General features: G+C 47.7%; 17 protein-coding genes and 1 pseudogene. 10 read left to right on the top strand and 8 right to left on the bottom strand.

Annotated elements, in window-relative coordinates:
* The first annotated feature begins 203 nt into the window (after nt 1-203).
* The 4 genes from ACKX14_RS04705 to ACKX14_RS04690 all read left to right on the top strand — a co-directional run bounded on the left by ACKX14_RS04705 (nt 204) and on the right by ACKX14_RS04690 (nt 4372).
* Nucleotides 204-629 (top strand): RrF2 family transcriptional regulator, encoded by a 426-nt coding sequence (locus ACKX14_RS04705; protein ID WP_422445151.1) that lies wholly within the window; start codon nt 204-206, stop codon nt 627-629.
* Between the two features lie 155 nt (nt 630-784).
* Nucleotides 785-2686 (top strand): anaerobic carbon-monoxide dehydrogenase catalytic subunit, encoded by a 1902-nt coding sequence (gene cooS / locus ACKX14_RS04700; protein WP_422445149.1) that lies wholly within the window; start codon nt 785-787, stop codon nt 2684-2686.
* A gap of 4 nt (nt 2687-2690) precedes the next feature.
* Entirely contained in the window at nt 2691-3140 is a 450-nt protein-coding gene (locus tag ACKX14_RS04695; RefSeq protein ID WP_422445147.1) for a 4Fe-4S dicluster domain-containing protein, read from the top strand.
* Nucleotides 3140-4372 (top strand): NAD(P)/FAD-dependent oxidoreductase, encoded by a 1233-nt coding sequence (locus ACKX14_RS04690; RefSeq protein ID WP_422445165.1) that lies wholly within the window; start codon nt 3140-3142, stop codon nt 4370-4372. The genes ACKX14_RS04695 and ACKX14_RS04690 overlap by 1 nt, the downstream gene beginning before the upstream one ends.
* Nucleotides 4373-4705: 333 nt before the next feature.
* Here ACKX14_RS04690 and ACKX14_RS04685 read toward each other — a convergent pair whose 3' ends face one another.
* The 4 genes from ACKX14_RS04685 to glcT form a co-directional block, all read right to left on the bottom strand.
* Entirely contained in the window at nt 4706-5653 is a 948-nt protein-coding gene (locus ACKX14_RS04685) for a DUF7916 family protein (protein WP_422445145.1), read from the bottom strand.
* A gap of 24 nt (nt 5654-5677) precedes the next feature.
* A complete protein-coding gene (locus tag ACKX14_RS04680; RefSeq protein WP_422445143.1) occupies nt 5678-6172 on the bottom strand; it encodes a PTS sugar transporter subunit IIA in 495 nt (164 codons plus the stop codon).
* Nucleotides 6173-6262: 90 nt separating this feature from the next.
* Complete coding sequence (gene nagE / locus ACKX14_RS04675) at nt 6263-7639, bottom strand: N-acetylglucosamine-specific PTS transporter subunit IIBC (RefSeq protein WP_422445141.1); 1377 nt, start codon at nt 7637-7639, stop codon at nt 6263-6265.
* Between the two features lie 794 nt (nt 7640-8433).
* Complete coding sequence (gene glcT, locus ACKX14_RS04670) at nt 8434-9294, bottom strand: glucose PTS transporter transcription antiterminator GlcT (RefSeq protein ID WP_422445139.1); 861 nt, start codon at nt 9292-9294, stop codon at nt 8434-8436.
* Nucleotides 9295-9656: 362 nt separating this feature from the next.
* On the opposite strand from glcT, the pseudogene ACKX14_RS04665 reads away from it, so the two are divergent.
* The 6 genes and pseudogenes from ACKX14_RS04665 to ACKX14_RS04640 form a co-directional block, all read left to right on the top strand.
* Nucleotides 9657-9833, top strand: a pseudogene (locus ACKX14_RS04665) (IS3 family transposase); the annotation flags it as partial.
* A gap of 355 nt (nt 9834-10188) precedes the next feature.
* Complete coding sequence (locus ACKX14_RS04660; protein WP_422445137.1) at nt 10189-11232, top strand: Ldh family oxidoreductase; 1044 nt, start codon at nt 10189-10191, stop codon at nt 11230-11232.
* Between the two features lie 31 nt (nt 11233-11263).
* Nucleotides 11264-12175, top strand: coding sequence for a peptidase (locus ACKX14_RS04655; protein WP_422445135.1), 912 nt, complete (start codon nt 11264-11266; stop codon nt 12173-12175).
* 168 nt (nt 12176-12343) lie between these two features.
* Nucleotides 12344-13189, top strand: a complete 846-nt coding sequence (locus ACKX14_RS04650; RefSeq protein ID WP_422445133.1) for a fumarate hydratase — start codon at nt 12344-12346, stop codon at nt 13187-13189.
* 18 nt (nt 13190-13207) lie between these two features.
* Complete coding sequence (locus ACKX14_RS04645) at nt 13208-13759, top strand: Fe-S-containing hydro-lyase (protein WP_422445131.1); 552 nt, start codon at nt 13208-13210, stop codon at nt 13757-13759.
* A 15-nt stretch (nt 13760-13774) separates the two neighbouring features.
* The gene (locus ACKX14_RS04640) at nt 13775-15019 is read left to right on the top strand and encodes an NAD(P)-dependent malic enzyme (protein ID WP_422445129.1); all 1245 of its coding nucleotides are present in this window, start codon (nt 13775-13777) and stop codon (nt 15017-15019) included.
* A gap of 154 nt (nt 15020-15173) precedes the next feature.
* Here ACKX14_RS04640 and ACKX14_RS04635 read toward each other — a convergent pair whose 3' ends face one another.
* The 4 genes from ACKX14_RS04635 to ACKX14_RS04620 form a co-directional block, all read right to left on the bottom strand.
* Complete coding sequence (locus tag ACKX14_RS04635; RefSeq protein ID WP_422445163.1) at nt 15174-15440, bottom strand: MFS transporter; 267 nt, start codon at nt 15438-15440, stop codon at nt 15174-15176.
* 366 nt (nt 15441-15806) lie between these two features.
* The gene (locus ACKX14_RS04630; protein WP_422445127.1) at nt 15807-16163 is read right to left on the bottom strand and encodes a cupin domain-containing protein; all 357 of its coding nucleotides are present in this window, start codon (nt 16161-16163) and stop codon (nt 15807-15809) included.
* Between the two features lie 34 nt (nt 16164-16197).
* Nucleotides 16198-16422, bottom strand: a complete 225-nt coding sequence (locus ACKX14_RS04625; RefSeq protein ID WP_422445125.1) for a ubiquitin family protein — start codon at nt 16420-16422, stop codon at nt 16198-16200.
* 16 nt (nt 16423-16438) lie between these two features.
* Nucleotides 16439-18142: an aldehyde ferredoxin oxidoreductase family protein gene (locus ACKX14_RS04620; protein WP_422445123.1), complete on the bottom strand. Its 1704-nt coding sequence runs from the start codon at nt 18140-18142 to the stop codon at nt 16439-16441.
* Nucleotides 18143-18147: the final 5 nt, after the last annotated feature.

The raw sequence follows: 18147 nt of genomic DNA, 5'->3' as shown, positions 1-18147 counted from the left end.
TGCAACACTAATACCCTTTTAAGTTCCGTCTGTGACAAGGTTACTCTCTCCCTACTCATACTGACATTTTTACAGAAAGATTTCACCCTGACAATATCACAGACGAATAACAGATTTTCTTCCGACGCATTGACATTTTATTTTCGGACAGTTATAATAAATGTATACTCATTTAGTATATATTTGTCAGATAGGAGAACATAATGAAGATAACACAGGAAGCAGATTACGCTTTAAGGGTAGTGGCTTATCTTTCCAAGATGGGTTATGGCAATAAGATTACCGCCGCCAAGATTGCCGAAGAGGAAAACATACCCATGCGGTTTTTGCTAAAGCTTTTAAGGAAACTCAAAGCCGCCGGAATCATCGAATCCATCCTGGGTGTCGGCGGCGGCTACACCCTGAAAAAGCTGCCTGAAGACATCACTCTTAAAGATGTCATAGAAGCGGTAGACGGCCCCATATACATCAACAGGTGCCTTTACGACCCAGAAAAGTGCAATCTAAAAAGGGCATCCAGATGCAATGTTCACAACGCCCTGAGAAAGATACAGCAGATCCTGGTGACGGAACTTGGATCCATAAACTTCAAAGATATAGTCATCTCAGATACCGGAAATCAGAATTGAGATTTCTTTTTTACCGTTTAAGAGGCCCGAGCTTAAATGTGAGGAGAAGTCGGCCTTATCTTCATATCTTCAAATTTACTGGCCATCTATATGATTTGTAAATTTTTTTATACAAATCTATACCATTTTAGTATACATTTTAAGGGGGTTTTAAAATGTCCATCAACACCAGTTCGGCGACCTGTAAGTCCGCCGACAAGGTCCTGGAAAAATTCATAGCGGGATTGGAGGTGGAGACCTCCCATCACAGGATGGAAAAGCAAAAAATAAAATGCGGCTTCGGGCTGCAGGGGGTTTGCTGCAGGCTCTGCGCCAACGGCCCCTGCCGGGTGACGCCCGATGCTCCCAGGGGTGTATGCGGCGCCGATGCGGATACTATTGTGGCCCGAAATTTCTTGAGAGCCGTGGCCGCCGGTGCCGGCTGCTACATCCACGTGGTGGAAAACGCCGCATGGAATCTCAAGGCCGTCGGGGAAAAAGGTGGAAAGATAAAAGGCGAAAAGACACTGAACCGCCTGGCGGAAAAATTCGGGATAGAGGAAACCGACAACCACAAAAAGGCCGCCATCATAGCCCGGAAAGTGCTGGATGATCTCTACAGGCCAAGGTTTTCTAAAATGGAACTTGTGAAAAATATGGCTTACACACCGCGCTATAAGACCTGGGAAAAGTTAAACATCCTCCCCGGCGGTGCAAAATCCGAGGTTTTCGATGCCGTGGTCAAGACATCCACAAATTTAAGCAGCGACCCTGTAGACATGCTGATGAACGCCCTTTCCCTCGGAATTGTCACAGGACTTTACGGCCTTACCTTAACAAATCTTTTAAACGACGTCATGCTTGGCGAACCCAGGATCAGGCCGGCAAAGGTAGGTTTTAAAGTGGTGGACCCCGATTACATAAACATAATGGTAACGGGGCATCAACAATCGCTGATTATGGACCTGGAGGACCGTTTGATAGAACCGGAAATAAAGCAAAAGGCAAGAAGGGTCGGAGCAAAGGGCTTCAGGATCATAGGCTGTACATGTGTGGGTCAAGATCTTCAGCTTCGGGGCGAGCATTACAGTGAAGTTTTTTCGGGCCACGCCGGAAACAACTTTACCAGCGAAGCTCTGCTGGCAACCGGCGGCATCGATCTGGTAGTTTCCGAATTCAACTGCACCTTGCCGGGCCTTGAACCCATAGCCGATAAGTTAAATGTCAGGATGATATGTATAGACGACGTATCAAAAAAGGCCTGTGCCGATTATATACGCTACTCCTACGACGAAAAGGAAGACATTTCTCTGCGCATCATCGAAGAAGCGGTGAAAAGTTATTCCCGGCGCAGGGACAGGGTAAATCTTCGTTTCCCCGAAAACCACGGAGATGATGACTCCATCACCGGAATAAGCGAGGTGTCTCTAAAAGAATTCCTGGGAGGTTCCTGGAAGCCATTGATCGACCTCATCGTCCGGGGCAGGATAAAAGGCGTGGCCGGCATGGTGGGGTGTTCAAGTCTGGTTTCCGGAGGTCACGATGTATTTACCGTAGGCCTCACCAGAGAGCTCATCAAGCGCGACATACTGGTGCTTTCGGCAGGGTGCTCCAGCGGAGGCCTGGAAAATGTAGGGCTCATGTCGCCGGAGGCGGCGGAACTGGCAGGAGACAGCCTGCGGGAGGTCTGCCGCAGCCTGAATATACCGCCGGTGCTGAACTTCGGGCCCTGCCTTGCCATAGGAAGGCTGGAGATAGTGGCCACAGAGCTTGCAGCGCAACTGGACATCGATTTACCGCAACTCCCGCTGGTGCTCTCCGCACCTCAGTGGCTGGAAGAACAGGCCCTGGCCGACGGAGCCTTCGGTCTTGCCCTGGGGCTTCCGCTGCACCTTGCAAAACCACCGTATATCACAGGCAGCAAACTTGTGACGAAGATCCTGACTCGGGACCTTCCCGACATAACAGGAGGTCAGCTTATCCTGGAAGATGATATCCAGAAGGCCGCCGACAGGCTTGAGGAAATAATAGAATCTCGCCGGAAAGCTCTCGGTTTAGTTACTTCCGGGGAGGTGTAAAACCGTGAAGAGGATTATGATAGAAAAGGACAAATGCACGGGCTGCATGGGCTGTGTGCTCGCCTGCATGTGCGAGCACAACCAGAAGGGCAAATCCATTTACGACCTGGATCTGGAAGACATCGAAAATGAGAGCCGGAACCATCTGGAGCTGGATGCGGCCGGAAACCCCGTACCCATTATCTGCCGCCACTGCACCGAGGCCGAATGCACCATCACCTGTATGAGCGGCGCTATGACCAAGGATGAGAGCACAGGCCTGGTGAATTATGATGACAAAAGGTGCGCCTCCTGTTTTATGTGTATAATGTCCTGCCCCTACGGTGTATTAAAGCCTGACCGTAAAAACCTCAAGATCATCATGAAATGCGATATGTGCTCCGGCCGTGATATCCCCCGATGTGTGGAAGAATGCCCCACAGGGGCCATCTACCTGGTGGAGGTGACTGAATGATGAGATATGTAGTAATAGGCGCCAGCGCCGCCGGAATCAATGCGGCAAAAACTTTGAGGAAACTTGATGATTCATCGGATATTATAATAATTTCCAGGGACGACCGCATCTACTCCCGGTGCATGCTGCACCTTTATATAGGTAAAAAGAGAAGTCTGGACGGCCTGTCTTTCATTGAGGGGGATTTCTTTGAGAAAAACAAAATAGATTGGATCAAAAATAAGAGCGTGCTGGCGGTAAATGAAAAATCAAAGACCGTTACTTTAGATGACGGCACCGTTCTGCCGTACGACGGGCTCATCATCGCTTCCGGCTCTTCGGCTTCCATTCCCCCCATCAAGAATCTCAGGGAGGCAAAATTTGTGTATACCCTGAGAAACCTGGATGATGCCGTGAACATAGACAGTAAGGCTTCAAGTTCCGAATCTGCAGTCATCATCGGCGGAGGTCTGATAGGTATAGATGTGGCATCGGAGTTGATGGACCGGGGGCTTAAGGTGACCGTGGTGGAAATGGCGGACACCATACTGTCTTTGCAGCTTGACGCTCGGGCGGCCGGGATCTACACGGATATCATGAGAAAAAAAGGTGCCGAAATTTTTACCGGAGCCACGGCATCGGAAGCTATCCTGGATTATGACGGCAGTTTTAAAGGGATAAAGTTGAGCGACGGAAAAGTGATAAACGGGGATATGGCCGTGGTAGCCGCCGGGGTCAGGCCCAACATCGATTTAATAAAAAATTGCGGCACTATAAAGGTGGAGCGGGGCATCCTGGTGGATAACCGGTGTAAAACCTCAGATGATAGCATCTACGCTGCAGGAGATGTGCTGGGAAGGGCCGGAGTCTGGCCTCTGGCTGTAAAACAGGGCATTACGGCGGCATATAACCTGGCAGGATTCGATAAGATCCTTGACGATGATTTCGGCCTTAAAAATTCCATGAACTTCTTCGGAGTGCCTACGGTATCCCTAGGCAACCCCAATCCCCCCGATGATTCCTACGATATAGACATACTGGAGTATGAAAATGTGTATAAAAAAATCGTGCACAAAGACGGCATAATTTGTGGAGCCATCCTGCAGGGCGATATATCCTACGCAGGTGTCCTCACAGAGCTCATTAAAAACAAGATAAACATAAGATCCATCCCCAAAAATCCTCTGGACATAGGCTTCGCCGACTTTTTCCACATAAATTCCCAGGCTAAATTTGAATACTCCGTAAAGTAAAGTAACTTCCCTGCCGGAGGTGGCCCTACACCGCAGCTCTCTGCCGCTCTAAAGTTTAGCCCTGCCCTTCGTGGAGGTTCGCAGGCAATTCGGCCTCCTGCCTCAGGGGCCAGTCACAGCGCTCGTACCTTCCGCCTCCATTTCGCTCGTTCTAAAAACTCAAGAGCAGCAACGGCACAGCTTTCCGGCGATTTTAGCCACCATATAACATCATCTTTACGAAGTCAGCCAAATCACATACTATCGAAAAGAGCCAGCGTAACCACTGCTCCATGCGGTGTTCTCGGTTAAAAAAAAGACGGGTCGCGATTCCCGTCTTTTTTAACCAAAAATCTATTTTCTCATGGAGTAAGCCATCCTGCGGTAGGTGTGCCGCTTGCCCCGAACGGCTATGGACAGCGCCATGATATTTTCGGGGAAGGCTATACCCGCATATCCTGCGTCCCCGATGTGCTGGATGTCGGCTCCGGCCATCTTAGACATCAAGGCCAGTTGTTCAATCACCCTCTCTCCCGCGCCTTCCTGGGAGGTACCGATGGCCGTCAGCGCCAGAGCCCCCGCCTCATGTATCACATCTATCTGCCTTTTCGCCAGCTCCAGGTCTATGCCCGGCACCGTGCCCGGGGCGGGAATCAGCACCGCATCGGCACCCGCCTTTACGAAGTCTTTAAGGATATCCGGCTTATAAATATTTTCGCCACCCGCCCCGTGCATTTTTCCGGCGATAATCACAGTTGTATCGCCCAGGATTCGTGCAGCCGTTTCAATTCCTTCCAGCACGGTCCCGGCGGTGACACCGGTTTTGGGATTTCCAGTGATAACAATATAGTCAAACCCCTGGGCCCGGGCTTTCTTGAGATTGGCCTCATTCAGTTGTCTTCCTTCGGGGTATTTTACGCCATCCGGCACCGGCTCCAGGTTTACCCCCAGAAATCTCCCCACCATTTTCTTCACGCCTTTTATATAATCAGCATCCTCGCGATTTTTCTCCATCCTTCTCTTTATTTCATCAAGCGCACCCGGCCCCACAGTAAGGTCAAGATCTTTGTCATCGACGCCGAAAATAAAAGGAGCGTTGAAATCGAACATGTTCATGGTAACCATATCCGCCCCGAAAGCGGCCGCCAGTTCAAGGTCGCTGACACCGTAGATAAGGGGCGGGACGGCGATGACCGCCTCCGCCATGACGGTCCTGCCTTCGGAGTTTTTTATTATTTCAAGAAGCTCGGGCTTTTTAATGCTAAGAATTTCATTATACCCAAGTTCGAATATCCTCTTCAATAAAATCCCCCTTGCTCGACAAGGTTATTTTAAAAGCACCTTCATCAGCACATCCCGACCTCTGACCACCTGCTTTTCTGCGGTAAATTCTATGCCTTTCACCTTTTCCCCTTCCGGCAATACCACAGGGCTTAAAGGTGAAAAATTCCGCGTAATTACGCCAAGATCGAATTTTACAAGGAGATCGCCCGTTTTCACGGTTTGCCCTTCTCTGACCAGAATTTCAAAGCCCTCTCCTTTGAGGTTTACCGTATCGAGCCCTATGTGTATGAGCACGGGCAGACCCTCCTCAGACTCCAGCACCATTGCGTGCCCGCTGGAAACCACCTGCTTTACCGCGCCGTCGAAGGGGGCCACCACCGCCCCCTCCGACGGGTCTATGGCTATGCCGTCTCCTACCATTTTCTGGGCGAAGACTTCATCCGGCAGTTCTGCAAGATTTACGATTCTTCCGCTCATCGGAGCCCTGATTATGGTATAATTGTTGTTGTTATTGTTGCCAAATATGCCGAAAAACACCAGCAAATCCTCCTCGAATTGAAAAATGTGCTTCGCAAAAGTGTATTTTTTCCTAAAAATGGTGAGAAATCAACCGTACCTTTTTATATTTTACAACACCTTTTTCATTTCTTCCACAATCAATTCTGCTTCCGTGCCCACCACCACCTGCAGGTTTCCTCCGCCGAGCTTCATCACGCCGGTGGCTCCGGCCTGTTTCAGCGCCGACTCGTCGACAAGAGATTCGTCCTCCACCGAGAGTCTGATTCTGGTGATGCACGCGTCGATGGCCTTTATGTTTTCCCTGCCGCCCAGGCCGGCCAAAATCTGAGAGGCCCTGTCGCTTATCTTTATTTCCCTGACGGTTTCGCCGGTGGCTTCTCCCTCTATGCGCCCGGGAGTTGGAAGGTCGAATTTCCTGATGAAGTACCTGAATAAGCCGTAATATACGACGCCGTAGAAAATGCCGATGACCAGCAGGAAAACGGGTTTTTCCGCAAGGCCGAAGTTAATGACATAGTCGATAAGGCCCGCCGAAAACCCAAAGCCGTCCCTTATACCCAGTATATAGGTGATGGCCAGGGCCGTGCCGGTCAGAAGGGCGTGAATGAGGTAGAGCACCGGCGCAAGGAACATGAAGGCAAACTCTATGGGCTCGGTGATACCCGTCAGGAATGATGTGAGCGCTGCGCTGATGAGAACACCGCTGACCGCCCTTCGCTGGGATTCTTTTGCCTCATGCAGCATTGCGATACAGGCCGCAGGCAGACCGAACATCATTATCGGGAAAAACCCCGTCATGAAGATTCCGGCACTGGGATCCCCCGCAAAGAACCGGTTCAAATCACCGGTCACTACCTTTCCCGCACTGTTGGTAAACTCGCCGAATACAAACCATACCAGGCTGTTTATCACATGATGCAGGCCGAAGGGGATGAGCAGCCTGTTTAAAAACCCGTAAACGGCCACTCCAAGGGCCCCTGCCCCTATGGCCCATTCACCGGCGGCGTAAATGACCTTTTGTATGGGGGGCCATACAAATCCGAATACAATGCCGAGGATGAGGGCCGCTACAGACGTTATAATGGGGACGAACCGGCGGCCGCCAAAAAATCCCAAATAGTCCGGCAGCTTGGTATCCTTGTATTTATTGTATAAAGACGCAGCTACAATTCCCGCGATGATTCCTCCAAGAACCCCCATATTAATGTCCTTGTTCATGGTGACAGCCACTTTGGTCAAAACATAGTAGCCCACACCGCCAGCCAAAGCCGCGGCTCCTGCCCCGCCGGCAAGGCCCATGGATACACCCAGGGCGAATATCAGCGGCAGGTTGTCAAATATGGCACCGCCGGCGGCCATTATAACCGGCACGTTAAACACATCGGGGGCACCGAGCCTCAGCAGCAGAGCGGCTGCAGGCAATACGGCAACAGGCATCATTAAAGCTTTGCCAAGTTTCTGCAAGTTGCCCAGTGCATTTTTCATTTTACTCCCTCCTCTATAAAATATATTTTGTAAATTAAACTTATTAAATTTCCAGTTATACATGGACCTTGATAACTGAATATAGATGTTATCAAAAGGGCTGCATAAGAGCTGACATTTAAAATTGGGTCTTGGACTTTTCGTGATGTTCCTAGATAAATATCTTGGGATATTCGGGGAAATGCCCGGACAAGCATTCTTATCAGGAAGTCAACACTGGCATGGAATCAACTTCATTCAGCTCAGAACACCGGTTTTAAATAGATTTTCGCCACCTCCTTTTTTTGATAAAACCCTTTTATTTATCACCTCCCTGCGGTATGTTTTTTCCTGAAGGCATCAGCAGTAAAAACAAAAGAGCTGAGAAAGGCAAATAACACCTTTCCCAGCTCATGCCTGCCCAAAACAGTAACACGCCGGTTTTTCGGTAAAAAATGAAATTTGATTTATTTTGATTTTATTATATCATTTCCGCAAGATAAAAACAACCCCTCCGCAATCACTCAGACAAAATAATTCATCATTTCGTTCAAGGCCGCGAGCCTTGCATTTTTCACCCTCTGCAATTTAAATCGGCTCATGTATTCAACATAAGATGGTAAAATGTCCCATGTTCTCTATTACTCCGGGAATGGAAGTACACAGCGACTTTTTTTTCAACGATTTTCTCATAGATTGTAATGGCTCTGAAATGATTTGTATCGTTTTTATCCACCAATGCATAAAATGCACCATTTTAGTTTTTTTGTTACTGATTAATCACTTAATTAAAAAATCTGAATATGATGCGATTCTTAAATCAGGGACTTTGTCTGGACACCGTCGGATATTTTTATCCTCTGGATGTGCAGTGCCAGGTAACCGAGTTCATCCCGCGGAGGCGCTTTGCCCAGCCTCTCCCGGATAAAGGCTCCCACTTTCTCGGCTATCTCATAACTGTCTTTAAATTCCTTTTTTATTCGGGACTGCAGGGGATTTTTTATGGGTACATTCCTGTCTATGCGGTCAAGGGCGAACCTCAGGTGCACCAGGAGCCTGGCATAGTTGGTTCCCTCTCTGTCAAGCCTGACACCCAGTTCTCTCTCAATAATTTCCACCATTCTGTTTATCATAGAAGTATATTTTACGGTCCTGGATACCTCCCTGTCGGCTCTGGCCGCATGGAGGTGCATGGCTATAAAACCTTTTTCACCGTCGGGGATGGCGACCCCTGTCTTTTCTTCTATCATGGCGGCGGCTCTACATGCCAGTTCGTAATCTACAGGATAAAGGGCTTTTATTTCTTCCAGAAAGGGATTGGTTATCTCAAGACCGCCGGCCAGGCGCTCCAGAGTAAAATTTATATGATCCGCCAGCGCCACATGTATGTGTTCGTTTAAAGGTTCCTGTAATTCGCGGGAGACCATTGCCAGGATTTCTTCGGTAAGTCCTATTATGTTCGTGTCAATGTGGTCAATTAGGCTCTTATACTGTTTAAACTGACTTTCATCGAAAAAATAGAATTGTTTTTCTATTTTTTCACCGGGCACACGCTCCCCCGCCCTGGCGTTATACCCCAGGCCCCTTCCCACCAGCACCGCTTCCTGGCCGCTCTTTACTTCCTCTGCAAGGATCACGTTGTTGTTAAAGACCTTTTTGACAATAAAATCCCGCACCCCTACCAGTCCTTTCCCGCCGCTGTACTTTTGATATTATTATAGCACATCCGGCCCCTAATCGTAATAATATACACTTCAGGGCCGACCTTGACATGGAACCTCGCAACCATGTTGCTTTGGAGCCAGAGGGTTCAGTGAGACAATACATCGAAGAATTCAAAGAACAAATCTTAGCCGAATGCCAGGAAGTCGGTTAACGTAGCCCTGGTGGCCATGCGTCAGCAAATCTCCGAGAATACTATCTATACCTGGATTAAAAAGATGCGTAAAAACGGCTCTCCGAAACCTCTGCCTAAAGCTTAAAAACAACGCCTCGAAGAACTCCAAAAAAGGCTTAAAGCTGTCAGAATGAATTTCAGAGCTTTATGGAAGCCTATGCGGAGGTCTCCAGGTATATTGAGTATTATAACCGTAAAAGGAAGCATGGTAGCCTTGGATATATGAGCTCTGAGGAGTTTCACAAAGCATTCATGAGTAAATTGATGAAAACAGAATCTTTTGGGAGGATAATTTCTATAATTAGGGGGCCAGCCTGACTTTTTTATAAAATCATATTGATTAAAAGCGGAATATAATTGCAAATAATTTAAAACCCGGGAGACATCTAGCATCTTCCCGGGGCATTTTTTATTTTTCTTGCATACATTTGCGAGTATACTCTCATTCTCATCCGGATAAAAACCAAAACATTTCAATTATTATTTCATTATGATTTATTTAATTCATTATGAAATGCCTATTTCAACCTGCCTCATTAAATACAAAGGCAAAATAATTACTCATTGTAGGCTTCAGGGAAATCAGGCCGAAAAATCCTCAAAATGTGAAGGTTGGCATAAGTTTTGCTGGCTCTAATACATCAGAACAGCAGGTGAATCCGGAGGTGATAAAGTGAGCAGCCAACCAATTAATGTAAGCAGAATTCAAGACTTCTGTACCAGCATTTTTTTAAAAGCAGGCCTGAGCCAGCACAACTCCAGAATAATCGCCGAATCGCTACTGTGCGCCGAATTAAGAGGCGTAAAATCCCACGGAATAGTCAGAATACCGACTTACCTGCAGCGCTTAGAGACCGGGGCAATCAACGTCCAGGCCAGGATGAGGGTCGAGAAAAGGCAGAAGGCAGCAGCCCTGCTCAATGCCGATAACGGATTTGGGCAAGTCGCCGGTTACAATGCCATGAGGCTGGCCATAAGCCTAGCTGAAAATTATGGAGTGGGTTTAGTCGGGGTAAGACAGTCTAATCATTTCGGAATAGCTTCATACTACTCAATGCTTGCGCTGGAAAAGGACATGATAGGTATTGTCCTTACAAATTCTTCTCCTGCCATAGCTCCCTACGGGACATCCAAACCCCTTCTCGGGACGAATCCTCTTTCAGTTGCGATTCCAGCCGAAAACGAAAAGCCCATAGTGCTGGATATGTCTACCTCGGTCGTAGCCAGGGGCAAAATAAGGTTTGCCCAGCTGAAAAAAGAAAAAATACCTCTGGGATGGGCGCTGGACTCTGAAGGAAATGATACGGAAGACCCGGAAAAGGCTTTAAAAGGCAGCCTTCTTCCAATCGGCGGGGTAAAAGGTTCTGGCCTTTCGCTGGTTATCGATATTCTGTGTGGAGTCCTGACAGATTCCTGCCTGACTGGGCAGGTAAAGAACGTAACCGATATGAGCGGCCCTTCTAAAACAGGTCACATGTTTTGCGCCTTAAATATCTCAAGTTTTATCGACGTTAATCTGTTTAAGTCAAACATAGACTTGATAATCAAAAAAATAAAGTCTTTGCCTGCAGTTAATAACACCCAGGTTTTTCTACCGGGTGAAATTGAATACAATCTAACTTCAAAAGCAAAGGAGGTAGGTATTCAGGTTGAATCCACCGTAATTGAAAGCTTAAATTCAATTGCCCGCCGGTACGGTATTTCTGAACTGCATTAAAAAATATATTATTATGAAAGGAGTAATTTTAATGTTTGAAAAGACAAGAGAATTCATGAAAAAGCTGGGTTTGCCGGAAGGGGATCTGTACAGTTTACCCACTTCCACAAAAAAATTTCCTGATGGTGCGGATTACAGGCTTGAAGTTCCCACAATAAACTCTGCTGAAGCCATGAAAGCGCTTCTGGAAGAAGCGGAAAAGCTCGGAATAACCATCAACCGTGTGGATGAGACATACGGAGCTTTCCGCCATACCCTTGCAGAATTAAAGGAATATGTGGCCATAGCAAAGCATTACAGAGTTGAGCTGAATCTGTCAGTCGGGCCGAGAGCTACTTACGACACCAGTGCTACAAGGCTCAGCCAGCAGGGCGTGAGAATCGGTTACCGCCTCAGAGGTATGGAACAGGTTGTCAGGGCAGTCGAAGACGTAAAGAGAATTGCAGAAGTCGGCTGCAGAGGCGTACTTGTTTACGACGAAGGTTTGCTCTGGGTATTAAATGAGATGCGCAAGGCCGGAGAACTGCCGAAAAACATGCACTTCAAATGCTCAGCCCATGTGGGTCACGGAAATCCCGCCAGCTTTAAACTGATGCAGGACCTGGGAGCAAATTCCATCAACCCTGTCAGGGACCTTACATTACCCATGATTGCAGCATTAAGGGCCGCAGTAGATGTGCCCATTGACGTACACACAGATAACCCGCCAGGATCAGGTGGATTCATTCGAGTGTATGAAGCCCCTGAAATGGTGCGCATAGGTGCCCCAATTCACCTGAAGACGGGCAACTCAGTCATATCAGCCCATGGAGAACTGACCACCGCCCAAAACGGCAGAGACATGGCAAAACAGGCGGCAATTGTAAAAGAAATGGTAGAAAGATACTATCCACAGGCAGTGCAGAGCAAGGCCGGAACCCCAGACATGGCCATACCCGAGTAATTTTTACAAGCCCCTACTATATTTCATAGTGGGGGCGCTGAGTTATTGCAAAGGATTAAGCTGGGCGGTTGTTTTAAAAAAATTAAGGCATTTTAGCCTTTTATATTATTAAAACAAGTTCAAGTATGTAGTTTTTTAACAATACTTATGAAAGGAGAATTGTTCAGAGTGAGAGAGATCAGTGTAAATGAAATCACGTCTACAGTCGAGAGGCTCTGCATCGAATCCAACATAAAATTGCCCGGTGATGTCAGGTGCGCCCTAGATGAGGCATTAAAGAAAGAGGCTTCCCCTCTCGGCCAAGAAATTTTAAAAGACATAATAAGAAATGCGGAAATTGCTGAAAGCAGGAGTATCCCCATCTGCCAGGACACCGGCTTTGCCGTGGTGTTCCTGAAGCTCGGCCAGGATGTAAGGATAACCGGGGGAAGCCTCGTCGATGCCATAAATGAAGGCGTAAGGCGCGGTTATGTAAATGGTTACCTGCGCAAGTCCATAGTCACCGATCCGTTTTTGACAAGAAAAAACACCAAAGACAACACTCCCGCCATAATTCACACAGAAATAGTTCCTGGGGACAAAATCAACATAATCCTCGCACCCAAAGGCGGGGGCAGTGAAAACATGAGCGCACTCTGCATGCTGAAGCCGGCGGACGGAGTGGAAGGCATAAAGAAATTTGTGCTGGAAACAGTGGATAAAGCTGGACCCAACCCTTGCCCTCCAATAGTTGTGGGAGTAGGTGTGGGAGGGACAATTGAAGTTGCAACACTTATAGCAAAAAAAGCACTCCTCCGCCCCATAGGCCAGCACCACCCGCAGGTGGAAGTAGCCAACCTCGAAAAGGAACTGCTGGAGGAAATAAATAAGCTCGGGATAGGGCCCCAGGGCTTCGGAGGCACCACGACAGCCCTTGCCGTTCACATAGAAACTTTCCCTGCCCATATCGCAAGCCTTCCCGTAGCCATAAACATCCAGTGCCATGTGGCAAGGCATATGGAAGCAGAAATATAGGATCAGGGGGTAATTCGAATGACAAAAATAGTTACCACACCTTTAACCATGGACACGGTAAAGGATTTAAAATGCGGCGACAGGGTGCTACTCAACGGCACAATATACACAGGCCGTGACGCTGCCCATAAGCGCCTGTTTGAAATGATACAAAGAGGCGAAGAACTCCCCTTTGACCTGAAAGGGCAGGTAATATACTATGTCGGCCCATGCCCGGCCAAACCCGGCACCGTAATCGGTTCTGCAGGCCCCACCACAAGCGGCCGCATGGACCCGTATACCCCACTCCTGCTGCAATCAGGCCTGAAGGGCATGATCGGCAAAGGCCTGCGCTCGCAGGCGGTTGTGGATGCAATAATAAAATACAGCGCCGTGTACTTCGCCGCCATAGGCGGAGCCGGAGCACTTCTTGCCGATTCCATTAAAGAAGCAGAAGTTCTGGCCTTTCCTGACCTGGGGCCAGAAGCAATATACAGGTTGAGAGTGGAAGACTTTCCGCTCACAGTCATAATTGACGCAGAAGGAAACAACCTTTATACTTCAGGGAGAGAAAAATACAGGCAAAAGTAAAAAGGAGGAATTTTCATGGCATTAAGAGAGGATGCTTTAAAACTTCACAGAGAAAACAAAGGTAAGCTGGAAGTAATAAGCAAAGTCCCGGTTAAAGACAAGGAAAGTTTGAGTCTTGCGTATACTCCTGGTGTTGCGGAACCGTGCAAAGAGATTCACGCTGACAGAGAAAAGGTATACGATTACACCGTAAAAGGAAATATGGTTGCAGTCGTATCAGACGGCACAGCAGTTTTGGGGCTGGGAAATATCGGAGCCCACGCAGCCCTTCCGGTTATGGAAGGCAAATCGATTCTTTTCAAGTGCTTTGCGGGCATAGATGCTTTCCCGATTTGCGTAGACACTACCGATGTGGATAAAATCGTTGAAACAGTGACCCTCCTTTCACCGGTGTTCGGAGGTATTAATCTTGAGGATATAGCAGCACCTGCCTGCTTTGAGGTGGAGAATCGCCTGAAACAAAAACTGTCCATACCTGTTTTCCACGATGACCAGCACGGCACCGCAATAATCGCTCTGGCTGGCCTTATAAATGCCCTGAAAATTGTCAAAAAGGACTTAAAGAATATAGTTGTGGTGATAAACGGCTCCGGCGCTGCGGGCACCGCCATAGCAAAGATTTTTTTAAAAGCAGGCGCCGGCGATATACTGATGTGCGACCGCAGCGGAATAATTTACAGAGGTAGGACCGCAGGCATGAACTGGGCTAAAGAAGAGCTGGCTCAGATTACCAACAAGGAAAACCGTAAAGGCACTCTTGCTGATGCGATAAAGGGTTCAGACGTTTTCATCGGCGTATCTTCTGCAAAAGTTGTAAACCAGGAAATGGTAAAGAGCATGAAAAAAGACCCGATTATTTTTGCAATGGCAAATCCCGTCCCCGAAATTGACCCGAAAGAAGCAAAAGAAGCTGGCGCCCGCGTGGTGGGGACAGGAAGGTCAGATTATCCAAACCAGATAAACAACGTGCTGGCTTTCCCCGGAGTATTCAGAGGAGCGCTCGATGTGAGGGCCACTGAAATCAATGAAGATATGAAGCTTGCTGCAGCTTACGCCCTGGCGGACCTGATTCCTGAAGGTGAGCTAAACGAGGATTACATCATACCAAAACCCTTCGACCCCAGAGTCGCCCCGGCAGTTGCCAAAGCTGTGGCCAAAGCTGCCATGGAAAGCGGAGTGGCAAGATTGAAAGCTGACCCTGAAGAAATAGCCAAGAACACGATGGAACTGGTGAAAAAGGCCAACTCATATTTTAAATGATTTAAATGAATTTAAAGAATATAATCCCGCCACAGGAAAATTTTTTGCGGCGGGATTTTCTCTTCTCTTTGCAAAAGGTGATTTCTTCATTAAAAATCCCGCCGCATAACCGTGTATAAACAGCCTGTTGACCTATCATGAGAAATGCTCTCCTTTAAAATCCCAATTTGTTCCATTTCAAATATAAAAGCACCCCTGCAAGCGGCGCCCAGGAAGCTGCTATGTACATAGCAGAATACCCGCCGTAATTTGCCAAAACCCCCAGCAATACCGACCCGGCACTTACCCCCAGGTCAAAGGCAGACATCACCGTCCCTTTGGCCGCACCTCTCCTGTGGGTCTCTATGCCTTTAACCGACAGGGCAAGAAGCGCCGGCTGCAACGAGCCATAACCTGCGCCAAAGACAATACCGCTTATTATGAACAGCCAGATTTAAATGCAACTGCCATTAATATGTTTGATATAAAATAGTGCCAGCACGCTCATGATAATAATGAGGGCGGGGCCTCCTTGTGTAATAGTAGTTTCCCCTCAATCCCCGAGCTGGTGCAACTGCCATAGCTATGGTGCGGAAATAACCCGAAATAACCATGCCTTCTCCTCTACGCTCTGCAGGGACCAGATCGGTTGTTATTGTATTTGAAGATGTTGAACACTCTGCCCAGCAGGCACCGTGAATCATTTGCAGAGCAAGACAATGTCAAAAAGGAGCCTGAGCAGAAATAAACCGACGGCTTTGAGCATTTGATGTAAAGCTCAAAGCCGTCAAATTTACTCCAATTCGCATCATCCCAGGTGTTCCGGCAGCGGAGGCCCATATGCCCACACTATTTTAAACGGTTCATCCCCTGTGTTTATTATCTCGTGTTTCACACCTACCGGCGAAAATATTGCCATTCCAGGGGAAAGTTCATATTCCTCTCCCTCTGCTATCAGTTTTCCTTTCCCGGAAATGACATACATGGCTTCCTCCTGATTCTCATGACTGTGGAGAGGAATTTTGCTGCCCACTTCGGTGATATTTACACCCATGGATATTTTCGTAGCTCCGACCGTCTTGTTGCATATCAGCACTTTTGAAACCCTCGGCGGTATCTTTTTTGTGCCCTCGATTTCACTTTCCTTTACCACCAATTTTGCCATCTTTAATAACCCCTTTCAATATAATTTTTAATATTTAACCTCCAAGAAGGTATGGAAATAATTCGATGCTGTCGCCATCTTCCACTGTACAAGTTTTGCTCTGCCAGATGCCGTTGACGACCACTATCCCCACTTCATCTTCTGGCACTCCTATTTTAACCAGAATTTCTTCCAGAGGTGTTTCCCTTTCTATATTTAAGTTAATCTCCCTTTCATTCGAATGCATTGTCAGATGAAGGTGCAACTTAATTTTAACCACTTTTTCCACCCTGACCTTATACTATTGCCTTTTCCATTTCTTCAACACCCAGGTCGAAAACTGAATTTGTAGGTGCAAGCGGTTCCCTGTAGCAAAACTCCGGCAGCTTATCTTGCGCCGGGCTGATACCCGCCTTAACATTAAACTCTCTCTCGATCTTCAAAGTAGTTATCCCGATTTCCCATATATCGTCGACACTGAGATTGACACCTAAAAAGTTATTTACCAATGCAGCCATACTAGAAGGTTCTTTGAACAGCGGGCCACGGGCAAATATGCAGAATCCCAGGCTGTCCAGAGTAGCTATTCGCTTCTGAAGCGTGTTTGATAATTCACCCTGGTTCTCGCGGCCCAAGGGATTTACTTCCTTCCTTGAACCAAAGGCATTGCCAGCTGTATGATCAGCACCCATGGGCGACATGGCATAGGTGACTCCATTTCCCTTGAGCGCCCTTGGGTCGTAGCCCGGAAAAGCCTGTCCTTTTGCTGCTGGAATCCTGTTGGTCCCGAGCACTCTCCCTGTAACCTCAACTCCATTTGCCAGCACTCTTCCCAAGATGGTATTTTCCCTTATTTCTTCCATCAACCTCATGCACCTCTCCTCATCGCCGAATTTGGCCAGCCCGGCATCTATTGCTACACCAAGTACAGCTCCCATTTCTATAGTGTCAAGGCCCAGGTCATTGCACTGCCAGTTCAATCTTGCCACAGAGTCCAGGTTGTCAAACCCGCAGTTGGAACCCATCAGCGCTATTGTCTCGTATTGAAGTGTCGATACCATCTTTTTGCCGTGCGAATCAGGATACACGTTGCTGCACTGTATTACGCACCCGTTCATGCACGGAATTCCTGTTTTGCCGCATCCGCCCCTCTTTATTATGGTATCATACATAACTTCACCGCTCAGTCTCTCTGCAAATTCAAAGGAACCGTATCTGAAATTTTTTGTGGGCAGTGCCCCTATGGCATTTACCGCATTTACAATTCCCGCCGTCCCGTACTTCTTATACGTGTCGCCCGTCTTTGGATCTGATATTAGTTCTTTGTTTATTTTCCTCGCAACATCCATAAATTCATCTTTGGCGTGGTACTCTACCTGTCTGCTGCGGTTATCGCGGACAACCACAGCTTTTATTCCTTTGCTGCCCATTACAGCCCCAACTCCTCCTCTTGCGGCAAACTTGAGTTCACCAGTTGGGTCTGTGGCAGCAATTGATGCTGCCCTCATCAGCCTTTCGCCGGCAGGCCCTATGCAAAGTATGCATATGTCTCTACCGTATATCTCTTTTAGCCTGGAAACGGTATCGTAGCATCCCAGGTACCTTAACTCATTTCTAACCGTCAAGCTTGTACTCTCACCGTCTATTTCCAGCACATAGCAGTTATCATCCCCGGCTAACTCTTCTAATACTATGGCTTTTACGTCATTTTTGGCCAGGGCAGCACCTATAGTCCCACCGCAGTTGGCTTCTTTTATGCCATTGGTCAGGGGGCTTTTGCATCCCACTGACAGTCTGCTGGCACTTGATACGGCAGTGCCTGCCAGCAAACCCGGAGCTATGACCAGTTTGTTGTATTCCCCCAGCGGGTCGCAGGTTGGATCTACCTCTTCGTATACTATCCTGGAAGTTAATGCCCTGCCGCCCAAAAGTTTGTATTTTTCATTGCTGGTAACCTCAATTTCTTTTGTGTTCATGTTTACTCTTACAATTCTGTCCAACCACA

It is taken from the genome of Thermorhabdus hydrogeniformans (assembly GCF_049310025.1).
GTDB lineage: Bacteria > Bacillota > Thermosediminibacteria > Thermosediminibacterales > Tepidanaerobacteraceae > JBJYKD01.
The sequence above is the reverse complement of the archived record's forward strand: the minus strand, read 5'-3'. Positions and strand labels throughout refer to the sequence as shown.